This is a genomic window from Pseudomonas sp. NPDC088322 (assembly GCF_044740745.1).
Lineage (GTDB): Bacteria > Pseudomonadota > Gammaproteobacteria > Pseudomonadales > Pseudomonadaceae > Aquipseudomonas > Aquipseudomonas shirazensis.
In genome coordinates, this window is record NZ_JBIURK010000001.1 from 313,715 (window position 1) to 338,342 (window position 24,628).

A 24,628-nucleotide genomic window follows, 5' to 3' on the forward strand; every position below is an offset into this window, starting at 1 on the left:
GCGCACCTGCTGCCAATCTGCAGCAGGCGCGCCAGCGAAGGGCCTCAGAGGGCGCCGAAGACTTTCTTGGCCAGGCTGGTAGCGGCCTGCGCCGGGTTCTGGCGAATGCTCTGCTCTTGCTTGGCAATCATTTCGAACAGGCCATCGAGGGCCTTCTCGGTGACGTAGCTTTCGACGTTGGCGCTCTTGCTGCTGCCAAGGCCCAGGGCCGAGGCTTGACCGGCGAAGCTGTTGTACTGCTGGACGACGCCGACCTTGTCGGTGGCGGCCTTGACGATCGGTAGGAACTTGGCGCGGATCTGCTCGCGGCTGCTCTTGTTCAGGTACTGCGTGGCGGAGTCTTCACCGCCGCTGAGGATGCCCTTGGCATCGGTCACGGTCATCTTCTTCACCGCATCGACGAGGATCGCCTGAGCCTGCGGTACGGCGGCTTCGGCGGCCTTGTTCATGCTGTCTTCCAGCGCTTGCACCTGGTCGCCCTTGCCAAACATCTTCATCGCCTTGGCGGCTTTGCCGAGGTTGCCTGGCAGCTCGATGCGCACGTCGGGATTGTTGCTGAAGCCACCGGGGGTGCCGAGTTGCTTGATCGCCACTTGGGCGCCTTGGGTGAGGGCGTCTTTCAGGCCGCCGGTAGCGTCCTGCTGGCTGAGGTCGCCGAGCGACAGGGCCAGCGCACTGGCGGACAACAGCAGGCCAGTGCAGAGGCCGCCGAAGCGCAGGGAGGAGCGAATCATGGATTATTCCTTATGACAGTGAATAGGTGCAGGGCTCAGCGAGCCGGGTCGACTTTGATCCGCAGCGGCTGCTGGTCGCTGCCGTCGAGCGCGACGCTGTGCTGTTCGGTGCTGATGAACAATAGTTGGCCTTGATACTCGATGCGGGCACTGACCGCGTAGCGGTGTCCCGGTTTGACCTGAGCAGGGTCATAGCTCAGGTGGAACGGCAGCGGCACGTTGCCTTGGATCGGGCCGGCCTGGCTGGCCAGGGTCACGGCTGGGGCATCCATCAGCGATACATCCTGCAAGCTGACGCTGAGGGTAGCGGCTGGCGGCAGGGCAATGCGCTGCAGGTAGAACACTTCGCCATCAAGGCTGGCCTGTGGTGCCGGGCTGTTGCTGGAGCAGGCTGCAAGCAGAGAGGCGCAGCACAGCATAAAGAGCTTTTTCATGGATTCTCCGTAGTCCTGGGGTCGGCTTGTGACCAACCCCGGGGACTGTAGCGGATTTTCCTGCCAAGGTCGCGGCAGTCGCGGCCAAGGGTTTGCACTCAGGTGGGGATTTGCTCCACACCTTCTATTTCGCGGTGCAGCGCCACCTGGCGAATCGACAGGCGCAGCTCGGCCGACAGCACGCGCTTGGCCACACCCTCGGCCAGCTCGCCGAGCTTGTCGTGATGGCTGAGCTTGCCGTTGCCGGCGGGCCGCAGCACGCCTTGCTGGAGCAAGGTCTGGATGAAGTGGCGGAACAGGCTCTTGTCGAAGAACTCCGGAGCATTCAGGCCATGCAGGATCGACAGCCGCTGGGCCATCATCACGCAGAGGTCTTCCAGTTCCTCGGCGGTCAGGGTCTGCTGGCCGTTGTTGACCAACAGTGAGGTCGCCATGTAATAGCGCTGCAGGGCTTGGGTGATGGTCCGCGAGAGCAGCGTCAGCAATACGAACGCACGCGAACTCGGTGCCGGGCGCAGGTAGACGCCTTTTTCCACCCGCAGCAGGCCTTGGGCAACCAGCGCGTCGAGCCAGTGATCGATGGTTTCGTCGAGTTGCTCGGGCGTCCAGCGCAGGAACAGCTCGGCTTGCAGGTACGGATACAGCGCCTTGACGTACTGGCCGATCAGCTCGCGGCTGATCCGTGAGCTGCTCTGGAAGAAGCTCGCCAGCAGCGCCGGCAGGGCAAAGATGTGCAGTACGTTGTTGCGGTAATAGGTCATCAGCACCGCGTTGGCTTCATCCAGATAGAGGATGCGGCCCATGGCATCGTTCTGCTCGGACAGCAGGTTCATGCCTTTGACGTGGCTGATCAAGGCCATGCCATCGCCCTCAGGCAGGGTGGTATGCGCCGAATAGGGCACTTCACGCAGCAAGCTCAGGTATAGGTCGAGCACCCGCACCAGGGCGCTTTCGTCGAGCGCGTGACGGCTGGTCGAGAGCAATGCCAGCGCGACCAGGTTGACCGGATTGACCGCCGCGGCTTCGTTGAGATGGCGGGCCACGGTTTCGCCCAGGCGGTGGGTGGTGTCGTTCAACCAGGCCGGACGAAACTGCTCGCCGTGATCCTCTTCGCGCCAGCCTGGGCGCTGCTCATCGAGGAAGCTGGCCAGGCGGATCGGCTCGCCGAAGTTGACCGACACCTGGCCGTAGCGCTGTTTGAGCGCGCCGATGACCTTGAAGATGTCGAAGATGGATTCTTTTTTCTTGCTCGCCCCACGCAGCTCGCCCAGGTAGGTGCGGCCTTCGAGCACCCGCTCATAGCCGATGTACACCGGCACGAACACGATCGGTGTGCGCGACGAGCGCAGGAAACTGCGCAGGGTAATCGCCAGCATGCCGGTACGTGGCTGCAGCATGCGCCCGGTGCGCGAGCGGCCGCCTTCGACGAAGTATTCGACCGGGAAGCCCTTGGTGAACAGCGTGTGCAAGTATTCGTTGAACACCGCGGTGTACAGCGGGTTGCCCTTGAACGTACGGCGCATGAAGAACGCCCCGCCACGGCGCAGCAGGCTGCCGATGACCGGCATGTTGAGGTTGATGCCCGCGGCTACGTGCGGTGGCGTCAGGCCGTTGCGAAACAGCAGGTAGGACAGCAGCAGGTAGTCGATGTGGCTGCGGTGGCAGGGCACATAGATCACCTCGTGACCGGGAGCGATGCCTTGCACCTGCTCGATGTTGTTGACCTTGATGCCGTCGTAGATCTTGTTCCAGAACCAGCTCAGCACCACTTCAAGAAAGCGGATCGCGGTGTAGGTGTAGTCCGAGGCAATTTCGTTGCCGTAGCGCAGCGCTCGCGCCTCGGCTTTCGCCAGCGGAATCTGCTCGCGTTCTGCCTCCTCGGCGATGGCCTGACGCACCTGCTGGTCGTGGATCAGGCCTTTGACCAGGTTGCGCCGGTGCGAAATGTCCGGGCCGATGACCGCGCTCTTGAGGTTGCGAAAGTGCACGCGCATCAGGCGCTGGGCCATACGCACGGTACGCGCATGGCCCTTGTTGTGCTCGACCAGCTCGCGCAGGTGGATCGGCGCCGAGAACTGCACGCGGGTCTTGCGCCCGAGCATGATGATGGTGAGCAGGCGACGCAGGCGTCCGGTTACCGCCCAGCTGTCGGCAAACAGCAGCTTCCATGGGCTCGATTCACTGGCCGGGGTCTGCCCCCAGAACACGCTGACCGGGATGATCTGTGCGTCTTCTTCGGCATGCTGGCTGACTGCTTCGACCAGCCGCTCCAGGGTCGGCGGCGCGCCGCGTTTGTCGTGGCGGCCGAGCCAGTCCGGCTCCGGGGTCAGATAGAAAAACGCCGCAGGCTCGTGCAGCGGGCCAACCACAACGGGCAACACTGGCCGCGGCAGCCCCGCTTTGGTGCATTCGCGGTCGAGCACCGCCAGGTCGGTCAGCGACGGCGAGGGCAGGGCATAGAACACCGGGCGGCTGCGGTCGAGCTTTAGGGTCAGCGATGACTGATTGATGGTCTCGGAGCGTACCCACAGGTAAAGCACGCGGCGCAGGGCGCCGAAGATCAAGCGGCGCAGGGGGGAACGGGTCATGTGATGTGTGGGCCCTGGGAAGAATTTCGGATCGATTTGCAGTCAGTGAGTCTGCCGTATCTGCGCAAGTTCAGCAAAAAACTGCATTGAACAGGCCTGTCATGAATTTTCTTTGTTCTCTGTCATATACTCGGTCCGCCCCTTGCAGGATATTTCAGCAAGCGGCGTCGGCACGGGGAAGCCCAGTGCCTGCAAGGCGATCTTCACAATAAAAAAACTGGAGTAGTTCAGATGTCGTCTCGTGAGACTGGGAATGTAAAGTGGTTCAACGATGCCAAGGGTTATGGCTTCATTCAGCGCGAAGATGGGGCCGATGTATTCGTCCACTATCGGGCGATTCGTGGTGAAGGGCATCGCTCGCTGGTTGAAGGGCAGCAGGTTGAATACAACCTCACCCAAGGCCAGAAAGGTCTCCAGGCCGAGGATGTAGTGGGCCTGTAAGCGCTGGTTGGCAAGCCTCAAGCTGCAAGTTGTCCGTGGAACTTGCAGCCTGATGCGATTGCTCGTGTTACATCCCTCTCGCAGTATTACTGCGTGCGCCAGGTGATTTCCTCTTCACCATCGGCGCTGATGCGGACCCAACGGTCGGCATCCTCTTCCCCGTGTTCTTCGCTCCAGCTGCCCGGTGCACAACGCACTTCGACGTTGAGTGCGGCAAAGGCTGCGCGTGCGCAGGCAATGTCGTCCTCCCACGGGGTCTGGTCGCTTTCCAGGTAGAGGCTGTTCCATTTCCCTACAGCCTTCGGTAACCAGGTCACCGGGATGTTACCGGCCTGGCATTTCCAGGTCAGGCCTTTCTGGGTCCATTCGGTGCACGGGCCCAAGGCCTCGACCAACCACTGGGCAATCTGCTTGTGGTCGACGTCGGTGTCCTTCAGGTAAATCTCGATATCAGGTTGACGCATAAAGGGCTCCGGTGTGCTCAGGATTGGCGCAGGAAATAGTCATAACGCATGGAAACGGTTACCTCGAACGGCGCGGCCTGGTCGATCACCAGTGCGCGCTTTTCAGCGCTTGCTCGCCAGCCGTGCGGGGTCATCGCCAGCAGGTCGGCGCGAGCCTTGGGTGCGGCCAGGCTGAGGCGAAACTCGAGGGTTTCGCTGTGAGCATGGACCATTCCCGCTGGCACCAGTGCCAGGTGCTTGTCGTCAGCATACGGACGCACTTCATCGTAAAGCACCTCGCGCAGCTCCATCAGGTGACCGCTGGTCGGGCCGACCCGCATCAGGCCGCCGCCGGGGCTGAGCAGGCGCAAGGCCTCCTGCCAGTCGAGCGGGCTGAAAACGCTGGCGATGAACTGGCAGCTGGCATCGGCCAGGGGCACGCGGGCCATGCTGGCGACCATCCAGGTCACCTGCGGCGCGCGCTTGCAGGCGCGTTTAACCGCTTCACGGGAAATATCCAGGGCGTAACCCTGGGCCGCCGGCAGGGCATTGGCGAGCTGCGCGGTGTAATAGCCTTCGCCGCAGCCGATATCCAGCCAGGCGCCGGGCTGGCGCTCGGCAGCCAGCTGCGCCAGGCGCTCGGCGACCGGGGCATAGTGGCCACCGTCGAGAAAGTCACGGCGGGCCTCGACCATCGCCTGATTGTCACCTGGATCACGGCTGTTCTTGTGCTGCACCGGCAACAGGTTCAGATAACCCTGGCGAGCACGGTCGAAGCGATGGCCGGCGCTGCACGCGACACCGTTGTCCAGCGCTGCCAGGGCCGCCTGGCAAAGAGGGCAGATGAGCATCAGGCGAGCAACCGCACCAGGGTCTGGTAGTAGATCTCGGTCAGCAGGTCGAGATCGCTGGCCAGGATGCGCTCGTCGACCTGGTGGATAGTGGCGTTGACCGGGCCGAGCTCGACCACCTGAGTACCCATGGTGGCGATGAAGCGGCCGTCGGAGGTGCCGCCGCTGGTCGATGGCTGGGTATCGCGGTCGGTGACGGCCTTGATGCTGGCCGCTACCGCGTCGAGCAGTTCACCTGGCTCGGTGAGGAACGGCAGGCCCGACAGCGCCCAATCGATCGACCAGTCCAGCTGATGCTTGTCGAGAATCGCCGCCACCCGCGCCTGCAGGCCCTCGACGGTCGACTCGGTGGAGAAACGGAAGTTGAACAGCGCAGTCAGGTCGCCAGGCACGACGTTGGTCGCGCCGGTACCGGAATTGAGGTTGGAGATCTGGAAGCTGGTCGGCGGGAAGAACGCATTGCCTTCGTCCCAATGCTCTGCTGCCAGTTCGGCCAGCGCTGCCGCGGCCAGGTGGATCGGGTTGCGCGCCAGGTGCGGATAGGCAACGTGGCCCTGCTTGCCGCGTACGGTCAGCTTGGCACCGAGCGAACCGCGGCGGCCGTTCTTGACCACGTCACCGAGCAAATTGGTGCTCGATGGCTCGCCGACGATGCACCAGTCGAGGCGCTCGTTGCGTGCGACCAGGCGCTCGACGACGGCTTTGGTGCCGTGATGGGCGGGGCCTTCTTCGTCGCTGGTGATGAGGAAGGCGACCTTGCCGCGGTGGTTGGGGTAGTCGTGCACAAAGCGCTCGCTGGCCACCACCATCGATGCCAGGCTGCCCTTCATGTCGGCAGCGCCGCGGCCGCAGAGCATGCCGTCGGCATCGATCAGTGCCTGGAACGGCTCATGTTGCCACTGCTGCACCGGGCCGGTCGGGACCACGTCGGTGTGGCCGGCAAAACACAACACCGGGCCGTCCTTGCTGCCATGGGTGGCCCAGAAGTTGTCGACGTCTTCGATGCGCATCGGTTCAAGCTGGAAGCCGACAGCGCCCAGGCGGTTCATCATCTGGGTCTGGCAGTCGGCATCGACCGGGGTCACCGAGGGACGACGGATCAGGTCGCAGGCCAGTTGAAGGGTAGGCGAGAGCTCGGCGGGGGCCGTCATGGGGAACTCCGGGGGCAAGGCAAGGACGAAAAAACAGGCGCGTTATCTTATATCAAATGCGCCCGCCGGGCACCTTCAGGGTGCCAGCGGGTGGCCTTTGTGGTCAGGCAGTCGAGGCTTGTGCTGCATCGCTTGCCGGTTTGGGCAGCGACGACAGGAAGGCCATGATCAGCGCGGCCAGGTACGGCAGCGATTGCACCAGCAGCATGGCTACCCAGAAGCGCATGTCCGAACTCGGCAAGCCCTGCACCAGGTAGATGCCAGCGGCAGCGCCCCACAGCAAGAGCATGATGAACAGCTCTTCGCGCGCCTCGGAAATCGCCACCAGCAAACCATGGCTGTCGGCGTTCTTCGGCGTGCGGAAGAACGGCATGCTGCTGGTGAAGAAACCGTACAGCACGGCCTTGGCAATCGTATGCGACAGCGCCAGCCCGGCCAGGGCGGCAGCGAAGGCGTCCTTGAGGTTGACGCCGACCGCACGACGGTAGAGGAACAGGATCTTGCCGACCTTGAAGAAGAACAGCGCCAACGGCGGGATGGCAAAGATCATCAGCGGTGGATCGACCCGGTGCGGGACGATGATCATCGCCGCCGACCACAGCAGCGCACCGACGGTGAAGAAGATGTTCATGCCATCGGCGACCCACGGCAACCAGCCGGCGAGGAAGTGATAGCGCTGGCCGCGGGTCAGTTCACTGCCCTTGCCCTGCAGCAGGGCGCGGGCGTGGTGCTTGATGATCTGGATCGCGCCGTAGGCCCAGCGGAAGCGCTGCTTCTTGAAGTCGATGAAGGTGTCGGGCATCAGGCCCTTGCCGTAGCTGTTGTGCGCGTAGGCGGCAGACAAGCCTTTTTCGAACACGCGCAAGCCCAGCTCGGCGTCTTCGCAGATGCACCAGTCGGCCCAGCCGAGTTCTTCCAGCACCGAGCGCCGGGTCATGGTCATGGTGCCGTGCTGGATGATCGCGTCACGGTCGTTGCGGGTGACCATGCCGATGTGGAAGAAGCCTTTGTATTCGCTGTAGCAGAGCTTCTTGAAGGCGCTTTCGTGCTGGTCGCGGTAGTCCTGCGGCGACTGCACCACAGCGATCTTCGGGTCGGCGAAGTGCGGCACCATGTGCTTGAGCCAGTTGCGGTCGACGCAGTAGTCCGAGTCGATCACGGCGATCACTTCGGCGTCCTTTGCCGTGTGCGGCAACAGGTAGTTGAGTGCGCCACCCTTGAAGCCGGCCAGCGGCGCAACGTGGAAGAACTTGAAGCGCTCACCGAGCAGCTCGCAGTGGGCCTTGAGCGGCTCCCACACGGCCGGGTCCTTGGTGTTGTTGTCGATCACCAGCACTTCATAGTCGGGGTAGTCGAGCGCGGCGAGGGCGTCGAGGGTCTGTTTGACCATCTCCGGTGGCTCGTTGTAGCAGGGCACGTGCACCGACACTTTCGGCCGGTAGGCGCTGTCGCCCTGCACCGGCAGGAATTCGCGACGGCGCTTGGCCGTCCACACCGTTTCGGCCAGTTCATGGGCTTCGGTCATCAACACGATGAACACACCAATCGCCCCCAGCGCCAGCAGGAAACCGACGATCAGGCTGAACCAGGTGCTGTATTGCTGGCTGTAGTCGTAGGCGATCCACACCAGCACCGAGCCACAGAGGAAGGTAATGAAGGTGAGGAAGGTGCGCCCGCGTTGGCGTAGCGCCGAGCCATCGATCAGCAGGATGGTCAGGGCAAGCATCGCCAGCACCACCGAAGCGACCGCAAGGGCGCGCCACTGCGGAATCGCCACCACCGGCCCTTCGAAGTTGAATTTCTGTTGGCGCTCGGCGTTGAACACGCCCCAGTAGGCGCCCACCGAACCTTCGTCGCTGGCCTTCCACGGTTGGTCGTAGGCCTCGATGACGAAGTAGTTGTAGCCGCGTCGGTTCAGCGTGTTGACCAGCGTGCGCAGGTAGATGGCCTGGTCGGCCTGGGTGGCATCGGCGCCGCCGCGCATGCGGCCGTTGCTCGGCCAGCCAACCTCCGACAGCAGCAGCGGTTTGCGCGGGAACTGCTGCTTGAGCTCACGGGCGCGATCAAGCACGAACTCGACCGAATCCTGCATCGGCACAAATTCCCAGTACGGCAGGATGTGCGCGGCGATCAGGTCGACGTGGGGGGCAAGCTCCGGGTTTTCTTTCCAGATATGCCACTGTTCACTGGTGGTCACCGGCACCTTGACCGCCGCGCGGACCCGATCCAGGTACTGGATCAGCGCCTCGGGGGTGACCTCTTTGCGGAACAACGCCTCGTTGCCAACCACCACCCGCACCACGCTGCGCGAGCTGTTGGCCAGCTCGATGGCCTTGCTGATCTCGCGCTCGTTGCGCTCAAGGTCCGGGCTGATCCAGATACCCAGGGTGACGCGCAGGCCGAATTCCTCAGCCAGCCGCGGGACTTCGGCCTGGGTGCCTTCGACGGTATAGATACGGATACTGTCGGTCAGTTTGCTCAACTGCTCGAGGTCCTGGCGCATCTCCTCCTCGCTCGGGTATTGGCCCTTTTGCGGGCTTTCACCCAGGCGAAACGGCGAGTAGGAGAAGCCGGAAATCTGCTCCGGCCAGGCCGGCGCGGACACCGGGCGGTTGATCAGCGCCCAGAACCCGGTGAACAGCGCGGCGATGACCAGCACCACTACCAGGTTGAGGCCGAATTTGCGTGATGACATAAGCGATTGTAGGTTCCGAAGAGGGGAGTGGGCGGGTGCCAGCTGGGGCTGCGTTCTACGCTTGGACAAGAAAGCAGCAGTGCCATTCGGCGCAGAGGGTGAAGCTCTGGTCCCACTCGGTTGTCGTCCAAGTCTGACTCTCTGATCGGATATTAAAGCAGGATTGGTAGGTTTTTTACCAACTAACAGCGCCGTGCGGCCCGGCAACCCGCCAGCTGGCATATAATGCGCGCCGGTTTTTTGCGGATAGCGAGCATGAGCACAGAAGATCCACGCTTCGCCGGCGTTGCCCGTTTGTACGGCGACCAAGGCCTGCAACGCCTGCGCGACGCCCATGTGGCGGTGGTCGGCATCGGCGGGGTCGGCTCATGGGTGGCCGAGGCGCTGGCGCGCAGCGGTGTTGGCGAAATCAGCCTGTTTGACCTCGATGATGTCTGCGTGAGCAACACCAACCGCCAGGCGCATGCGCTGGAAGGCCAGGTAGGGCGGGCTAAAGTCGAGGTCATGGCCGAGCGTCTGCTGGCAATCAACCCGGCCTGCACAGTCCATGCAGTGGCAGACTTCGTCACCCGTGACAGCATGGCCGAGCACATCACCGAGCAGATGGACTGCGTCATCGATTGCATCGACAGCGTGATGGCCAAGGCGGCGTTGATTGCCTGGTGCCGGCGGCGCAAGATCGCCGTGGTCACCACCGGTGGCGCCGGCGGCCAGATCGACCCCACGCAGATCCAGATCGGCGACCTGAACAAGACCTTCAACGACCCGTTGGCCTCACGCGTGCGCTCGACCCTGCGCCGCGACTACAACTTCTCGCGCAACACCTCGCGCAATTACGGCGTGCCGTGCGTGTTCTCCAGCGAGCAGCTGCGTTATCCCAAGGGTGACGGCAGCGTTTGCCTGCAAAAGAGCTTTGTCGGTGAGGGCGTGCGCCTGGATTGCTCCGGCGGCTTTGGCGCGGTGATGATGGTCACCGCCACGTTCGGCATGGTGGCGGCGAGCAAAGCCATCGAAAAACTGGTGGCCGGTGCGCGCCGGCCGTCGGAACGGGTGGTCGCGCCGGCGGCTGATCTGTAAGCAGCGGTCAGCGCTTCAGGCTTCGCTGGCGAGCTGCGCCATACGCTGCAGTACCGCATGCAGGCCGTTGCTGCGCGACGGCGACAATTGGCGTTCAAGCCCCAGCTCGCTGAACCAGCCGCGCAGGTCGAGCTGGGCCAGCTCGGCGCTGGCCAGCCCTTGTACCCGCGCCAGCAACAGCGCCAGCAAACCGCGTAACAGACGCGCATCGCTGGTGGCCTTGAAACGCCATTGGCCATCATCGACTACGGCCACCAACCAGACCAGGCTTTCACAGCCGTGGACACGGTTGCTTTCGGTTTTCTCGGTGTCATCCAGTGGCGCCAGGCGCTCGCCCCACTGCATCAGCAAGCGTGCGCGCTGCTCCCAGCCACGGGCTTCGGTGAAGCACGCCAATGCCTCGCGAGCTTGTTCGGGCAGGCTCATCGCAGCAGCTCCAGGCCTTGATCCAGCGCTTCGAAAAGGCGCGCCAGATCGTCACTGTCGTTATACAGCCCCAGCGACACGCGGATCGCGCCCTCAAGGCCGAGACCTTTGAGCAGGGGCATTGCACAGTGATGACCGGCGCGCACGGCGATGCCTTGCTCGGTCAGTACATGGGCGATGTCGGCGTTGTGTACGCCGTCGACGACAAAGCTGACCAGCGCGGTCTGTGGTGCGCCCAGTACGCGAACGCCCTCGCGATCAGCCAGACCGCGCAGCAGGTGCTGGTGCAGGCTTGCTTCGTGGCGCTCGACCGCGTTGGCATCAAGGCTGGCCAGATAGTCCAGCGTGGCGCCCAGGCCAATCACGCCGGCAATCGGTGGCGTGCCGGCTTCGAAGCCGAGCGGCGCAGGACGAAAACTGGCGCTGTGGTAATCCGCCAGTTGGACCATCTCGCCGCCAAACTGCCAATGGCGCAACTGCTGCAGCGCGCGATGGCGGCCGTAGAGCACGCCGACGCCTTCCGGGCCGTACAGTTTGTGGCTGGAGAACACGTAGAAGTCGCAGCCCAGTTGTTGCACGTCGTGGCGTCCATGCACCACGCCCTGAGCGCCATCGACAACGGTCAACGCGCCTTGGGCGCGGGCATGGGCGAGCAGGGCTGGCAGCGGTTGCCAGGTGCCGAGCACATTCGACAGCTGGCTGACCGCCAGCAAGCGTGTACGTGGGCCGATCAGCTGCAGTGCCTGGTCAAGGTCAATCTGGCCTTGCGAGTTCACCGGCAATATCACCAGGCGCAGATTGCGCCGCTGCACCAGTTGCTGCCAGGCCAACAGGTTGGCGTGGTGCTCCAGCGCACTGATGGCGATCTCGTCGCCGGCATTGAAGCCGTGCTCAAGGCCATAGGCGAGCAGGTTCAGCGCTGAGGTCGCGCCGTGGGTGAAGATGATCTGTTGCGCATCAGCGGCATTCAGCCAGGCAGCCACTTTGTCGCGGCTGGCCTCGAACGCTTGAGTGGCCAGTGCTCCCGGCAGGTGTTGCGCGCGGTGCACATTGGCGGCGCCATGGCTGTAGTAATGGCTCAGTGCATCCAGCAGGGCCTGTGGCTTCTGGGTAGTGGCGGCGCTGTCCAGGTAGGTCTGGTGCTGGCGTTGCAAGGCGGCGATCGCGGGGAAGTCGGCGCGCCAGGGGGAGGGCTGAAACATGTTTGCGGGACCTGCAATGAAAATCGGGCCTGGCTTTACGCCAGACCCGATCTTATCACTTCGAACCTGATGGTTCTCAGTTGTGCGCGTGCAGCGCCTCGTTCAGCTCGATTGCCGACTTGTGCGTCTTGCACTCGACTGCGCCGTTGAGCGAGTTGCGACGGAACAGCAGGTCGGTCTGGCCGGCCAGATCACGGGCCTTGACCACCTTGACCAGTTCGTTGTTCTCGTCGAGCAGGTTCACCTTGGTGCCGGCCGTGATGTACAGGCCAGCTTCAACGGTGTTGCGGTCGCCCAGCGGGATACCGATACCGGCGTTGGCGCCGATCAGGCAGCCTTCGCCGACCTTGATGACGATGTTGCCGCCACCGGACAAGGTGCCCATGGTCGAACAACCGCCGCCCAGGTCCGAACCCTTGCCGACGAAGACGCCCGCCGAGACGCGGCCTTCGATCATGCCTGGGCCTTCGGTGCCGGCGTTAAAGTTGACGAAGCCTTCGTGCATGATGGTGGTGCTTTCGCCAACATAGGCGCCCAGACGCACGCGCGCCGCATCGGCGATACGCACGCCGGCCGGGACCACGTAGTCGGTCATTTTCGGGAACTTGTCGACCGAGAACACTTCCAGCAGCTCGCCCTTCAGACGTGCTTCCAGTTGCAGTTCGGCAAGCTCAGCCAGGTCGACCGCGCCACGGTTGGTCCAGGCTACGTTCGGCAGCAGCGGGAAAATGCCGGCCAGGCTCAGGCCGTGCGGCTTGACCAGGCGGTGCGAGAGCAGGTGCAGCTTGAGGTAGGCCTCAGGCGTCGAGGTCAGTGCGCTGTCTTCGGCCAGCAAGGTGGCGACCAGCGGCTTGTGGCTTTCTGCCAGGCGGGTCAGCAGCGCGTACTGGGTAGCGTCGACCGACTTGACCGCATCGGCCAGCTGGCCGGCCTGGGCATTGCTGAACGCGATGGCCTGGTTGCCGCCTTCATAGCCCAGCACCGGGGCGATGGCAGCGATCAGTTCGGCGCTCGGGTTGAGCAGTGGTTGTGCGTAGAACACTTCCAGCCAAGTGCCCTGACGGTTTTGGGTGCCGACACCGAAGGCCAGGCTGAACAGAGTAGTGGACATGCGATTACCTCTTGCAAATAGGGGGTGGCAGCGCTGTTGGGCTCAGCCCAGCGCAGCGGCGTACAGATCCGGCTTGAAGCCGACCAGGGTGCGTTCGCCAAGGTCGAGCACCGGGCGCTTGATCATCGACGGCTGGGCCAGCATCAATTCGACGGCCTTGGCCTGGTCAATGTCGGCTTTGCTGGCATCGTCGAGTTTGCGGAACGTGGTGCCGGCGCGGTTGAGCACAACCTGCCAGCCGTGCTCGTTGCACCAGCGGATCAGGCTGTCACGGTCGATGCCTTGGCTTTTATAGTCGTGAAAGGCGTAGTCGATGGCGTGTTCTTCAAGCCAGCTACGGGCCTTTTTCATGGTGTCGCAGGCCTTGATGCCGTAGAGAGTGTAAGCCATTGAATTCAAAGGGTCCGGCGGGTTCACCCAAAACCTCCCCAATATCTCCCGTTGTTTAGTCGGCGGATTATGCGACATCGCTGGGGCTCGCGCCACGGCTGGCTGCCGAATGCCCGCGGTTAAGCGCGTTGAGTAGCACGCTGTTACACATTCTGCGGCAGCCTGCGACTATCGTGCAGCGGCAGATGCCCTTAACTCCCCGCTAACATATTGTTTCAATTGCGGTCCTAGCGCTGTAAGCGTTTCTCCAATTTGACAGGATTTTTACCGATGCAGTCAGCCTATACCGTCCTCATCCTGCTGACGCTGGTAAGCGTGTCCAAGCTGGTCGGGCGCTTGATCCCACTGCCGTTGCCGTTGGTACAGATCGCGGCAGGCGCACTATTGGCGTGGCCCAGCCTGGGCTTGCATGTGGCATTGGAGCCGGAGCTGTTCCTGTTTCTGTTCCTGCCGCCGCTGCTGTTCGCCGATGGCTGGCGTATCCCCAAGCGGGAGCTGTGGCGCATGCGCGGCCCGGTCATCGCCCTGGCCGTTGGGCTGGTGCTGTTTACCGTGGTCGGCGCGGGTTACTTCATTCATTGGCTGCTGCCGAGCATTCCGCTGCCGGTGGCGTTTGCCCTCGCCGCCGTGCTGTCGCCGACCGATGCAGTGGCCGTCTCGGCCATTGCCCAGGACCGACTGCCGACGCCGTTGATGCACATGCTTCAGGGCGAAGCCTTGCTCAATGATGCCTCGGGCCTGGTGACCTTCAAGTTCGCCTTGGCTGCGGCGATTACCGGGGTGTTTTCGCTCACCGACGCGAGCTTGTCGTTCGTACTGGTGGCGTTGGGAGGGCTGGCCGTCGGCGTGGCGTTGAGCTGGCTGGTAGGGCGGCTACGCGCGTGGATGATCACCCGCGGCTGGGATGATCCGGCCACCCATGTGGTGTTCATGCTGTTGCTGCCGTTCGCAGCCTATGTGCTGGCCGAGCGTCTTGGTGTGTCGGGCATCCTTTCGGCGGTAGCCGCAGGCATGATGCAGAGCTGGCTGGATCTGCTGCCGCGCCAGACCAGCACCCGGCTACTCAATCGCAGCGTCTGGTCGTTGCTTGAGTTCGCCTTCAACGGTTTGATCTTCTTGCTGCTGGGCCTGCAGTTGCCGGACATCATCAAGGCAGTGGTCAGCCACGAAACCTCGCTGTGGCCGGCGCTCGCCTACCGCTGCCTGGAAGTGCTGGCGATCTTTGCGGCGCTGATCGTGCTCCGTTTCATCTGGGTGCAGAGCATCTGGCGGGCGATTGGCGTGGTACGCCGCTGGCGCGGCAAGCCTGAACTGGTATTGGTGCCGACTGCACGTTCCTGCTGGCTGTTGACCCTGGGCGGCGTGCGCGGGGCGGTGACCTTGGCAGGCGTGATGTCGGTGCCGTTGTTGATCAGTGCCGGGGAGGCGTTCCCGCAACGCGACTTGCTGATCTTTATTGCCGCCGGGGTGATTCTGTTGTCGTTGATCAGTGCATGCATTGCCTTGCCGCTGCTCTTGCGCGGCATTACCCAGAGCCCGGACGAGCGCTTGCAGCAGGAAGTGCGGGAGGCGTGGCGGCTGACCGCAGAGGCAGCGATCCATGCCCTCGAAGCCGAGGAAGTGGTCGATGCCAACGCTGCTCAGGATGCGGCTCAGGCAACCTTGGCGGTCGAGCTCAAGGCGCGGCTGATGGCCGAGTATCGCGATGAACTGGCCAGCTACAACGACAGCGCCGAAGCCCGTGAGCTGGCGCACCAGATGGACTTGCTCGAGCGTCGCCTGCGTTTGCGTGCGCTGCGTGCCCAGCGCCTGGAGCTCTATAGCCTGCATCGCCAGCACCTGGTAGGTGATGAGGTCGTGCGCCAGGTGCTGGGCGATCTGGACATGAGCGAGGCCAACCTTGGACAGGTTCGCTAGGTTCAGTCGTGCGGGTAGGCCAGGCGCATCAGCTCAAGGTCCTTTTCGCTGAGCTGGTGGTTGCGTGCGATTTCAAAATCGCCGATGGTCTGCCATTGCGCGACGGCATAATGCATGATCGACAACGGGTCGTAAGCGGTTTTTATCATGGCTGTATCAGCCTGCACGTCCAGATACTGCTGGTGCACATCCTGTGCAGTCCAGCCAGCGGCTTGGAGCGTGGCGATAAGCGCCTGTTCGTTCCACGGGATATTGGCATCAGGGTGGGTGTGTTCGTGCTGTAGTCCGAGGGCGTGGCCGAACTCATGCAGCACTGTACATTCAAACCACTCTTCGCCGGGAGCGACGTTCAGGCACATGGTCTCATCGGTATAGGCCAGCGCATCGGTGCCGAGGTCTGATTGATTGTGCAGGACATCCTTGCCGGTCAGAACCCTGATCTGGGCCTTGGCATCGTTGTCTTCGGCCAGATCCAATTCCAGATTCGCCTCGGACAAGTCAGTCCACTGGCTCGCCAGTTCGAAAATTGCCATTTTCAGGCTTCGATCAGGTGAGCCCATGAACGAGATCCACAGCGTGCGGCCCGGCTCCCACAAGTGCGTGTGTTTGACGAGGCCGCGTTTGTGTCGCCCGCCACTACTTACGCCTCTGTTGCGTGGGTTTTCGGCGATCGCCAGGTCGTAGGAGAGCTGCTCTGGGATGCGGTTGCGGCAACAAGGCCGGGAATCGATGATCATCGGGAAAGCTCCTGGTCAATTGATGGACCACGAGCTTCGCGGATCGGCTATGCAGCTGTGCCTTACATATATCAGCTTGTAACTGGCTCAGCGGCGTTCAAGGAAGCGCTGGATACGCGACGCCGCCTCGATGCACTCCTCCAATGGTGCGACCAGGGCCATGCGCACACGGCCTGCGCCTGGGTTGACGCCGTCGACTTCGCGGGACAGGTATGAACCCGGCACGACGGTGACATGCTCAGCTTCGAACAGATCGCGGGTGAAGTCAGCATCGCAACCCGGCACCTTGGCCCACAGGTAGAAGCTGCCATCGGGCCGCTGCACGTCCATAACCGGCTGGAGAATCTCCAGCACGGCGTCGTACTTGGCCCGGTACTGGTCGCGGTTGGCCCGTACGTGAGTTTCGTCCTGCCAGGCGGCCACGCTGGCCAGCTGGGTTTGCACGGGCATGGCGCAGCCGTGATAGGTGCGGTACAGCAAAAACGGCTTGATGATCTGCGCATCGCCCGCGACAAAGCCTGAGCGCAGGCCGGGCAGGTTGGAGCGCTTGGACAGGCTGTGGAACACCACGCAGCGCTTGAAGTCGCTGCGACCCAGCTCGGCGCACGCGGTGAGCAGGCCCGGCGGCGGGTTTTCTTCGTCGAAGTACAGCTCGCTGTAGCATTCGTCGGAGGCAATCACGAAGTCGTGCTCGTCGGCCAGGGCGATCAGCCTTTTCAGCGTGTCCAGCGGCACCAGCGCGCCGGTCGGGTTGCCTGGCGAGCACAGGAACAGGATCTGGCAGCGTTGCCAGGTCTCGGCCGACACTGCGTCGAAGTCAGGATTGAAACCGTTGTCTTCCAGGCACGGCAGGTAGTGCGGGGTGGCACCGGCCAGCAGCGCTGCACCTTCGTAGATCTGGTAGAACGGGTTGGGGCTGATCACCAGGCCATCGTTGGCGCGGTTTACCACCGCCTGGGTGAATGCAAACAGGGCCTCGCGGGTACCGTTGACCGGCAGGATGTGACGGTCAGCGTCAAGCCAGCCGCCGGGCACATTGAAGCGGCGTTCGCACCACTGGCCAATCGCCTGACGCAGGGCCGGCAAACCCAGCGTGCTGGGATACACCGCCAGCTTGTCGAGGTTGTCTGCCAGGGCCTTGGCTACAAAGGCCGGCGACTCGTGCTTGGGTTCGCCGATCGACAGGGCAATGGCACGTTTGTCAGCGGCGGGCTGCACGCTGCCGAGCAGGGCGCGCAGCTTCTCGAACGGGTAGGGCTGCAGCTGGGTCATGGCTTGGTTCATCGGCACGAGGTCTCGTCAATCATCTAGATAGTCAGGCGGGCAGGGCTGTTGTCGCTGCCTTGGCTGGGCTGCAACTGCTGGACCAGCGCTTCTTGCAGGCGGCTGCACAGTTGCGGGTCGGACAGCGGCTGGTTGTTGGCGTCGGTAATGAAGAACACGTCTTCGACCCGCTCGCCGAGAGTGGCGATCTTGGCGTTTTGCAGCGACAGGTCGAACTCGAGGAAGATCCGCCCGATCCGTGCCAGCAGGCCAGGCCGGTCGGGAGCCGTGATCTCGAGAATGGTCACCGCGCGCTGGGCATCATTGAGGATGGTCACCTGCGGCGCAAAGGTGAAGTGCTTGAGCTGACGCGGGACTCGCCGCTGGATGATGGTCGGGTAGTCTTCCGGGTTGCGCAAGGCTTCGGTCAAACCGTCGCGAATCTGCTTGACCCGCTGCGGATTGTCGCCGATCGAGCCGCCGTCGTTGTCCAGCACGATGTAGGTGTCGAGGGTGAACTGGCTGCTCGAAGTGATGATGCGCGCGTCGTGGATGTTCAGGTTCAGCTGCGACATCGCCGCCACCGTCACCGCAAAGAAGTCGTGCTGGTCGGGCGCATAGATGAAGATCTGCGTGCCACCTTCGAACTCGCGCTGGGTGGTTTCCTTGATCAGCACCAGCGGGCCGCCGTCAGCCGGCTGCTGCAGGATTGCATCGCTGTGCCAGGCGACGTCGGCGGCGGTGTGCTTGAGGAAGTAGTCGTCACCCAGTTGCGACCAGAGCTGCTCGACGTCGTCCGGGTCGGTGCCTTCGCGGATCAGGATGTCCAGCGCAGCGCTTTGTGTCTGGCGGATCTGCTCTTCGCGGTCGAGCGGGTTTTCCAGGCCGCGGCGCAGTGCGCGCTTGGTCTCGCTGTAAAGCTGGCGCAGCAGGCTGGCGCGCCAGGAGTTCCACAGCGTCGGGTTGGTCGCGTTGATGTCGGCAACGGTCAGTACGTAGAGATAGTCGAGGCGCGTTTCATCGCCGACGTGCAGGGCAAAATCATTGATCACCTGCGGGTCGGAGAGGTCCTTGCGCTGGGCCGTGGTCGACATCATCAGATGGTTGCGCACCAGCCAGACGATCAGCCGAGTGTCCCAGGTCGGCAGCTGGTGGCGTTCGCCGAACGCCTGCGCATCGACTGCACCGAGCTCGGAGTGGTCGCCCTGACGGCCCTTGCCGATGTCGTGATAGAGCCCGGCCAGGTAGATCAGCTCGGGTTTGGGCAGACGGCCCATGAGCTTGCTGGCCAGCGGGAATTTCTCTGAAACCGGGGTGTACTGCAATTTGCGCAGGTGCTTGATCAGGTTGAGCGTATGCGCATCGACCGTATAGATGTGGAACAGGTCATGCTGCATCTGCCCGACGATCAGGCCGAACTCGGGCAGGTAACGGCCAAGAATGCCGTAGCGGTTCATCCGGCGCAGGTTGCGGTGGATGCCGATCTCGCACTTGAACAGCTCGATAAACAGGCTGGTGTTGCGGATATCGTTGCGAAAGTCATCGTCGATCAAGTGTCGATGGGCACGCAGCAGGCGCACGGTATCGGCGCGCACGCCCTTGATTTCGGGGTGCTGGGCCATCAGCACGAACATCTCGAGCATGGCAAACGGGGTGCGCTTGAACACGTTCTGATGGGCGGCCTCGATGTAGCCATCATGCAGCCGGAAGCGGGCGTTGAGCGGCTGGGTGGTGCCGCTGTCTTCGTCCGCCAGAATCACTTCTTCGAAATGCTGGATGATCAGGTCGCAGAGCTGGCTGATGCTCATCACCACCCGATAGTACTGCTGCATGAACTGCTCGATGGCACGCTTGGGGTTTTCGTCGCTGAAGCCGAGCAAGGCGGCGATGCTGCGCTGGTGATCGAACAGCAGGCGGTCTTCGGCGCGGCCGGCGAGCATGTGCAGGGCATAGCGCACCCGCCAGACAAACGCCTGGGACGATGCCAGCAGTTCGTTTTCGCTTTCCAACAGGAAGCCTTCGCCGGCCAGGGCGTGCAGGTTCAAGGTGCCGTACTGGCGGCGCGCGACCCAAAGCACGGTCTGGATATCACGCAGGCCGCCGGGCGAGCCCTTGACGTTGGGTTCGAGGTTGTATTCGGTGTCGTTGTACTTGTGGTGGCGGGCCTTGAGCTCGGCGCGCTTGGCCAGGAAGAACTCCTTGCTCGGCCACAGGTGCGAGGTACTGGTGGCCTCGAGCATGCGCTGACGCAGGGCTTCGGGGCCGCAAATGGTGCGGCTTTCCATCAGGTTGGTGATCACCGTCAGGTCGGCGCGGGCCTGCTCGACGCACTCGTCGACACTGCGCACGCTCTGGCCGACTTCAAGGCCGATGTCCCAGAGCAGGGTCAGTAGCTGTTCGATGGCGTCGCGATACTGCTCGTGCTGGGCGCCGTCGAGCAGAATCAGCAGGTCGATGTCCGAGTACGGGTGCAGTTCGCCGCGGCCATAGCCGCCCACGGCGATCAGGGCGATCGCTTCGGGTGGTTGCCAGTCGAACTGGCTCCAGGCCTGTTGCAGGATGTTGTCGACGAACCAGGCGCGATCTTCGATCAGCCGGCGGATGTCACGGCCTTCGCGAAAGCGCCGATCGAGCACCTCGCGGGCCAGGCGGATAGCCTTCTTGAAGGCTGCGATGGGGCTTGCCTTGAGCGCCAGTTCCGCCTGGAACTGGCCGCGGTCGAACAGCTCGGGATCCACCTGGGGCATCGAGTCGCTTTCCTGAAAGTGTTAGGCCGACGTGCGGGGGATGGTGTCGTCTTTGCGCAGGGTGAAGATCTCGTAACCGGTCGCGGTAACCACCAGGGTGTGCTCCCACTGCGCCGACAGCTTGCGGTCCTTGGTGATGGCCGTCCAGCCGTCGCCCAGTACCTTGGTGTCGGCCTTGCCCTGGTTGATCATCGGCTCGATGGTGAAGGTCATACCTTCCTTGAGCTCCATGCCAGTGCCGGCCCGGCCGTAGTGCAGGATCTGCGGTTCTTCATGGAAAACCTTGCCGATGCCGTGACCGCAGAACTCGCGCACCACCGAAAAACCGTTCTTCTCGGCGTGCTTCTGGATCACTTCGCCGATGTCGCCCAGACGGCAGCCCGGCTTGACCAGCTCGATCGCCTTGTACATGCATTCCTGGGTGACCTGGGACAGGCGCTCGGCCCACACCGGCACGGTGCCGACATGGAACATGCGGCTGGTATCGCCGTGGTAGCCGTCCTTGATCACGGTCACGTCGATGTTCAGCGTGTCGCCATCCTTCAACGGCTTGTCGTTGGGGATGCCATGGCAGACCACGTGGTTGATCGAGGTGCAGATCGACTTCGGGTAGCCTTTGTAGTTGAGCGGGGCCGGGATGGCTTGCTGAATGTTGACGATGTAGTCGTGGCACAGGCGGTCGAGCGCTTCGGTGGTAACGCCGGGCTTGACGTGTGGCTCGATCATCTCCAGCACTTCAGCAGCCAGGCGGCCGGCGATGCGCATCTTTTCGATGTCTTCTGCAGTCTTGATGGTAACGGTCATTGACAGGCTCTCTACGGCGCCGTGCAGGGCGCGAACAAACGGGAAAGGCCAGATTCTACCAGAGCGAGGCGCCCATCTGTCGGCAGAAAGGCCCGCTGGCGGCTCTCTATATGAGGCATTTTGGCGCGATTGCGGGCCCGCTGCAAAAAGCACTGACGGACGCGACAGGATTGCAGTTCCGTCAGCGCCGAGTCTGTGGTATAAAGTGCGCCGCTTTCGGGGACGACCTCGACTGCCTTAACCCACACACGTGTCGACACGATGACCTGGGTGCCCCGACCGCTTCGGCGACGTGGGTTGGTCATTGGGATACGTGGAGGCCCAACCCGACTTATCAAGGAACAATCATGTCCCAAGTCAATATGCGCGATATGCTGAAGGCCGGTGTGCACTTCGGTCACCAGACCCGTTACTGGAACCCGAAAATGGGTAAATACATTTTCGGCGCGCGTAACAAGATTCACATCATCAACCTGGAAAAAACCCTGCCGATGTTCAACGACGCTCTGTCGTTCGTCGAGCGCCTGGCCCAGGGCAAAAACAAGATCCTGTTCGTCGGCACCAAGCGTTCCGCCGGCAAACTGGTCGCCGAGCACGCTGCTCGCAGTGGTTCGCCATACGTCGACCACCGCTGGTTGGGCGGCATGCTGACCAACTACAAGACCATCCGCGCTTCGATCAAGCGTCTGCGTGATCTTGAAGTCCAGGCTGAAGACGGTACCTTCGCCAAGCTGACCAAGAAAGAAGCTCTGATGCGTTCGCGCGATCTGGAGAAACTGGACCGCAGCCTGGGTGGTATCAAGGACATGGGCGGTCTGCCTGACGCACTGTTCGTCATCGACGTTGATCACGAGCGCATCGCGATCACCGAAGCCAACAAGCTGGGCATCCCGGTTATCGGCGTTGTCGATACCAACAGCAGCCCGGAAGGTGTTGATTACATCATCCCAGGCAACGATGACGCCATCCGCGCAATCGAGCTGTACATGGCTTCGATGGCTGACGCCATCATCCGCGGCCGCAACCATGTTGCTGGCGGCACCGAAGTCTATGTTGAAGAAGCAGCGGCACCAGCTGCTGAGTAATTGACGCCTGGCGTCTACTTGGCACGCAAAAAGGGGGCTTGGCCCCCTTTTTGCCACCTGAAATCCTCCTGTCAGCAATACCGCCGCATGATGACCTCCTGCTGGCAACAAGACAGTGGATTAGCAGAATTGAACGCCCGTGACGAGCGGGTGGAATGGTTGAAAAACTTTCCAAGAGGATTTTGAAATGGCAGCAATTACTGCAGCGCTGGTCAAAGAACTGCGCGAGCGTACCGGCGAAGGCATGATGGATTGCAAGAAAGCCTTGGAAAAGGCTGACGGCGATATCGAAAAAGCCATTGACGACATGCGTGCCTCCGGCGCCATCAAGGCCGCCAAAAAGGCTGGCAACGTTGCCGCTGAAGGCGCTATCGCCATCAAGGCCGACGACAAGTCCGCCGTCCTGCTGGAAGTGAACTCGCAGACCGACTTCCTGGCTCTGCAAGACGACTTCAAAAACTTCGTTGCTGAAAGCGTGGAACAGGCTTTCAACGACAAGCTGACCGACGCTGCCCCGCTGATCGCAGCGCGCGAATCGGCGCGTGAAGCACTGGTCGCCAAGGTTGGTGAGAACGTCAACATCCGTCGCCTGGTGCGCGTTGAGGGTGACGTTGTTGGTGCCTACCTGCACGGCAACAAGATCGGTGTTGCGGTTGTTCTGAAGGGCGGCGATGTTCAGCTGGCCAAAGAAATCGCCATGCACGTTGCTGCGTCGAACCCTGAGTTCCTCGATTCGTCGGAAATCTCCGCCGAGGCCATCGAGCGCGAGAAGGCTGTGTTCCTGCAGCTGAACGCTGACAAGATCGCCGGCAAGCCGGAAAACATCGTTGAGAACATGATCAACGGTCGTATCACCAAGTTCAAAGCCGAAGCCTCGCTGAAAGAGCAAGCTTTCGTCATGAACCCGGAGATCAAAGTCGGCGAACTGGCCAAGAAAGCCGGTGCTGAAATCGTTTCCTTCACCTACTTCAAAGTAGGCGAAGGCATCGAGAAGCCGGTCGACAACTTCGCTGAAGAAGTTGCCGCCCAGCTGGCTGCTGCCAAGCAGTAAGACAGCCTCGTCTGTCGCCCCAAAGAGGCTGCCCGCTCACGCGCGCAGCCTCTTTGTCAAACCGGCACCAGGTTTATCCGGCCTGGTACCGCTGGCGCTGAAGCAGCGCCACGCTACAGTTAGCTGGCTGTAACCCAGCCCGCGCAGAATTTTCTTAAAAACGCCGCAGGAGAGACTCGCAATGGCTCAGCAGGTGAGTGGTCGCCAACCTCGCTATAAACGCATTTTGCTCAAACTTAGCGGCGAGGCCCTGATGGGCTCGGAAGAGTTCGGGATCGACCCGAAAGTGTTGGACCGCATGGCCCTCGAAGTGGGGCAGCTGGTCGGCATCGGTGTCCAGGTGGGCCTGGTCATCGGCGGCGGCAACCTGTTCCGCGGTGCAGCGCTCAGCGCCGCCGGCATGGATCGGGTTACCGGCGACCACATGGGCATGCTCGCCACGGTGATGAATGGCCTGGCCATGCGCGACGCCCTCGAGCGTTCGAACATCCCGGCACTGGTCATGTCGGCCATCTCCATGGTCGGCGTCACCGACCATTACGATCGTCGCAAAGCTATTCGCCACCTCAACTCCGGGGATGTGGTAATTTTCTCCGCCGGTACCGGCAACCCGTTCTTCACCACCGACTCCGCAGCCTGCCTGCGCGGCATCGAAATCGATGCAGATGTGGTGCTGAAGGCGACCAAGGTCGACGGTGTGTACACTGCCGATCCATTCAAGGACCCGCACGCCGAGAAGTTCGATCGCCTCACCTATGATGAGGTTCTGGATCGCAAGCTGGGTGTGATGGACCTGACCGCAATCTGTCTGTGCCGCGACCACAAGATGCCATTGCGTGTATTCAACATGAACAAGCCTGGCGCCCTGCTGAATATCGTGGTGGGTGGCGCTGAAGGTACTTTGATCGAGGAAGGCCAAGCATGATCAACGAAATCAAGAAAGATGCTCAGGAACGTATGACCAAGTCGCTGGAATCGCTCCAGCATGCGTTCAGCCGCATCCGCACCGGTGTTGCTCACCCAAGCATTCTCGAAGGCGTGATGGTGCCGTACTACGGTGCCGATACGCCGATCAAGCAAGTGGCCAGCATCACCGTCAAGGATTCGCGCACCCTGCAGGTCGTTGCTTTCGAGCGCAACATGCTCAGCGCGGTCGACAAGGCTATCGGTAGCGCAGGCCTCAACCTGAACCCGACCAACCTGGGCGAGCTGCTGCTGATCACCATGCCAGCCCTTACCGAAGAAACCCGCAAGGGCTTCACCAAGCAGGCCCGTGAAGCTGCCGAAGATGGCCGTGTCGCCGTGCGCAACATCCGTCGTGATGCGCTCAGCCAGCTCAAGGACCTGGTCAAGGAAAAGGAAATCAGCGAAGACGAAGAGCGTCGTGCGGCTGATGACATCCAGAAGCTGACCGACAAGTTCGTCGCGGATATCGAGACTGCCGTGAAGGCGAAGGAAAAGGACCTGATGGCCGTCTGAGG

Annotated in this window: 22 protein-coding genes; 7 read left to right on the forward strand and 15 right to left on the reverse strand. The window is 62.3% G+C overall.

What is annotated here, in order from left to right; all coding sequences use genetic code 11:
• Window positions 1-44: 44 nt before the first annotated feature.
• The 3 genes from ACIOAU_RS01430 to plsB form a co-directional block, all read right to left on the reverse strand.
• Window positions 45-734, reverse strand: coding sequence for a DUF4197 domain-containing protein (locus tag ACIOAU_RS01430; protein WP_401179498.1), 690 nt, complete (start codon window positions 732-734; stop codon window positions 45-47).
• Window positions 735-769: 35 nt separating this feature from the next.
• Window positions 770-1,168: a YbaY family lipoprotein gene (locus ACIOAU_RS01435; RefSeq protein ID WP_101317201.1), complete on the reverse strand. Its 399-nt coding sequence runs from the start codon at window positions 1,166-1,168 to the stop codon at window positions 770-772.
• A 98-nt stretch (window positions 1,169-1,266) separates the two neighbouring features.
• Window positions 1,267-3,756, reverse strand: a complete 2,490-nt coding sequence (plsB, locus tag ACIOAU_RS01440) for a glycerol-3-phosphate 1-O-acyltransferase PlsB (protein WP_181106103.1) — start codon at window positions 3,754-3,756, stop codon at window positions 1,267-1,269.
• 231 nt (window positions 3,757-3,987) lie between these two features.
• On the opposite strand from plsB, the gene ACIOAU_RS01445 reads away from it, so the two are divergent.
• Window positions 3,988-4,197, forward strand: a complete 210-nt coding sequence (locus ACIOAU_RS01445) for a cold-shock protein (protein WP_101317205.1) — start codon at window positions 3,988-3,990, stop codon at window positions 4,195-4,197.
• An 86-nt stretch (window positions 4,198-4,283) separates the two neighbouring features.
• Here the strand turns inward: ACIOAU_RS01445 and ACIOAU_RS01450 are convergent, their stop codons facing one another.
• From ACIOAU_RS01450 to ACIOAU_RS01465, 4 genes are all read right to left on the reverse strand, one after another.
• Window positions 4,284-4,661, reverse strand: coding sequence for a hypothetical protein (locus ACIOAU_RS01450; protein WP_101317207.1), 378 nt, complete (start codon window positions 4,659-4,661; stop codon window positions 4,284-4,286).
• A 17-nt stretch (window positions 4,662-4,678) separates the two neighbouring features.
• A complete protein-coding gene (locus ACIOAU_RS01455; RefSeq protein WP_101317209.1) occupies window positions 4,679-5,491 on the reverse strand; it encodes a putative RNA methyltransferase in 813 nt (270 codons plus the stop codon).
• A complete protein-coding gene (gene dapE, locus ACIOAU_RS01460; protein ID WP_188035519.1) occupies window positions 5,491-6,642 on the reverse strand; it encodes a succinyl-diaminopimelate desuccinylase in 1,152 nt (383 codons plus the stop codon). The genes ACIOAU_RS01455 and dapE overlap by 1 nt, the downstream gene beginning before the upstream one ends.
• Window positions 6,643-6,745: 103 nt before the next feature.
• Window positions 6,746-9,337 carry a glycosyltransferase gene (locus tag ACIOAU_RS01465; protein WP_188035520.1) on the reverse strand — a complete coding sequence of 864 codons (2,592 nt, stop codon included), beginning with the start codon at window positions 9,335-9,337 and terminating at the stop codon, window positions 6,746-6,748.
• Between the two features lie 255 nt (window positions 9,338-9,592).
• Between ACIOAU_RS01465 and tcdA the strand changes: the two genes are divergently transcribed.
• Entirely contained in the window at window positions 9,593-10,414 is an 822-nt protein-coding gene (gene tcdA / locus ACIOAU_RS01470; RefSeq protein ID WP_150570840.1) for a tRNA cyclic N6-threonylcarbamoyladenosine(37) synthase TcdA, read from the forward strand.
• Between the two features lie 15 nt (window positions 10,415-10,429).
• Here tcdA and ACIOAU_RS01475 read toward each other — a convergent pair whose 3' ends face one another.
• The 4 genes from ACIOAU_RS01475 to ACIOAU_RS01490 all read right to left on the reverse strand — a co-directional run bounded on the left by ACIOAU_RS01475 (window position 10,430) and on the right by ACIOAU_RS01490 (window position 13,543).
• Window positions 10,430-10,840, reverse strand: a complete 411-nt coding sequence (locus tag ACIOAU_RS01475) for a SufE family protein (protein ID WP_150570841.1) — start codon at window positions 10,838-10,840, stop codon at window positions 10,430-10,432.
• Window positions 10,837-12,042, reverse strand: a complete 1,206-nt coding sequence (locus ACIOAU_RS01480; RefSeq protein WP_401179507.1) for a cysteine desulfurase — start codon at window positions 12,040-12,042, stop codon at window positions 10,837-10,839. Before ACIOAU_RS01480 ends, ACIOAU_RS01475 begins: the two co-directional genes overlap by 4 nt.
• A 76-nt stretch (window positions 12,043-12,118) precedes the next feature.
• Window positions 12,119-13,153, reverse strand: coding sequence for a 2,3,4,5-tetrahydropyridine-2,6-dicarboxylate N-succinyltransferase (gene dapD, locus ACIOAU_RS01485; protein WP_101317221.1), 1,035 nt, complete (start codon window positions 13,151-13,153; stop codon window positions 12,119-12,121).
• Window positions 13,154-13,195: 42 nt separating this feature from the next.
• Entirely contained in the window at window positions 13,196-13,543 is a 348-nt protein-coding gene (locus ACIOAU_RS01490) for an ArsC family reductase (RefSeq protein WP_101317223.1), read from the reverse strand.
• Window positions 13,544-13,813: 270 nt separating this feature from the next.
• On the opposite strand from ACIOAU_RS01490, the gene ACIOAU_RS01495 reads away from it, so the two are divergent.
• Entirely contained in the window at window positions 13,814-15,460 is a 1,647-nt protein-coding gene (locus ACIOAU_RS01495) for a Na+/H+ antiporter (RefSeq protein WP_150570843.1), read from the forward strand.
• Window positions 15,461-15,462: 2 nt separating this feature from the next.
• Here the strand turns inward: ACIOAU_RS01495 and ACIOAU_RS01500 are convergent, their stop codons facing one another.
• From ACIOAU_RS01500 to map, 4 genes are all read right to left on the reverse strand, one after another.
• A complete protein-coding gene (locus ACIOAU_RS01500) occupies window positions 15,463-16,197 on the reverse strand; it encodes a M12 family metallopeptidase (RefSeq protein ID WP_150572029.1) in 735 nt (244 codons plus the stop codon).
• A gap of 87 nt (window positions 16,198-16,284) precedes the next feature.
• Window positions 16,285-17,481 carry a succinyldiaminopimelate transaminase gene (gene dapC / locus ACIOAU_RS01505; RefSeq protein WP_401179512.1) on the reverse strand — a complete coding sequence of 399 codons (1,197 nt, stop codon included), beginning with the start codon at window positions 17,479-17,481 and terminating at the stop codon, window positions 16,285-16,287.
• Between the two features lie 23 nt (window positions 17,482-17,504).
• Window positions 17,505-20,207, reverse strand: a complete 2,703-nt coding sequence (locus ACIOAU_RS01510) for a [protein-PII] uridylyltransferase (protein ID WP_101317232.1) — start codon at window positions 20,205-20,207, stop codon at window positions 17,505-17,507.
• A 21-nt stretch (window positions 20,208-20,228) separates the two neighbouring features.
• Complete coding sequence (gene map / locus ACIOAU_RS01515) at window positions 20,229-21,011, reverse strand: type I methionyl aminopeptidase (RefSeq protein ID WP_101317234.1); 783 nt, start codon at window positions 21,009-21,011, stop codon at window positions 20,229-20,231.
• Between the two features lie 347 nt (window positions 21,012-21,358).
• Between map and rpsB the strand changes: the two genes are divergently transcribed.
• The 4 genes from rpsB to frr all read left to right on the forward strand — a co-directional run bounded on the left by rpsB (window position 21,359) and on the right by frr (window position 24,626).
• Complete coding sequence (gene rpsB / locus ACIOAU_RS01520) at window positions 21,359-22,096, forward strand: 30S ribosomal protein S2 (protein WP_101317236.1); 738 nt, start codon at window positions 21,359-21,361, stop codon at window positions 22,094-22,096.
• Between the two features lie 187 nt (window positions 22,097-22,283).
• Window positions 22,284-23,147 (forward strand): translation elongation factor Ts, encoded by an 864-nt coding sequence (gene tsf, locus ACIOAU_RS01525; RefSeq protein ID WP_101317239.1) that lies wholly within the window; start codon window positions 22,284-22,286, stop codon window positions 23,145-23,147.
• A 181-nt stretch (window positions 23,148-23,328) separates the two neighbouring features.
• Window positions 23,329-24,072, forward strand: coding sequence for a UMP kinase (pyrH, locus tag ACIOAU_RS01530; RefSeq protein WP_101317241.1), 744 nt, complete (start codon window positions 23,329-23,331; stop codon window positions 24,070-24,072).
• Window positions 24,069-24,626 (forward strand): ribosome recycling factor, encoded by a 558-nt coding sequence (frr, locus tag ACIOAU_RS01535; RefSeq protein WP_101317243.1) that lies wholly within the window; start codon window positions 24,069-24,071, stop codon window positions 24,624-24,626. The genes pyrH and frr overlap by 4 nt, the downstream gene beginning before the upstream one ends.
• Window positions 24,627-24,628 lie beyond the last annotated feature (2 nt).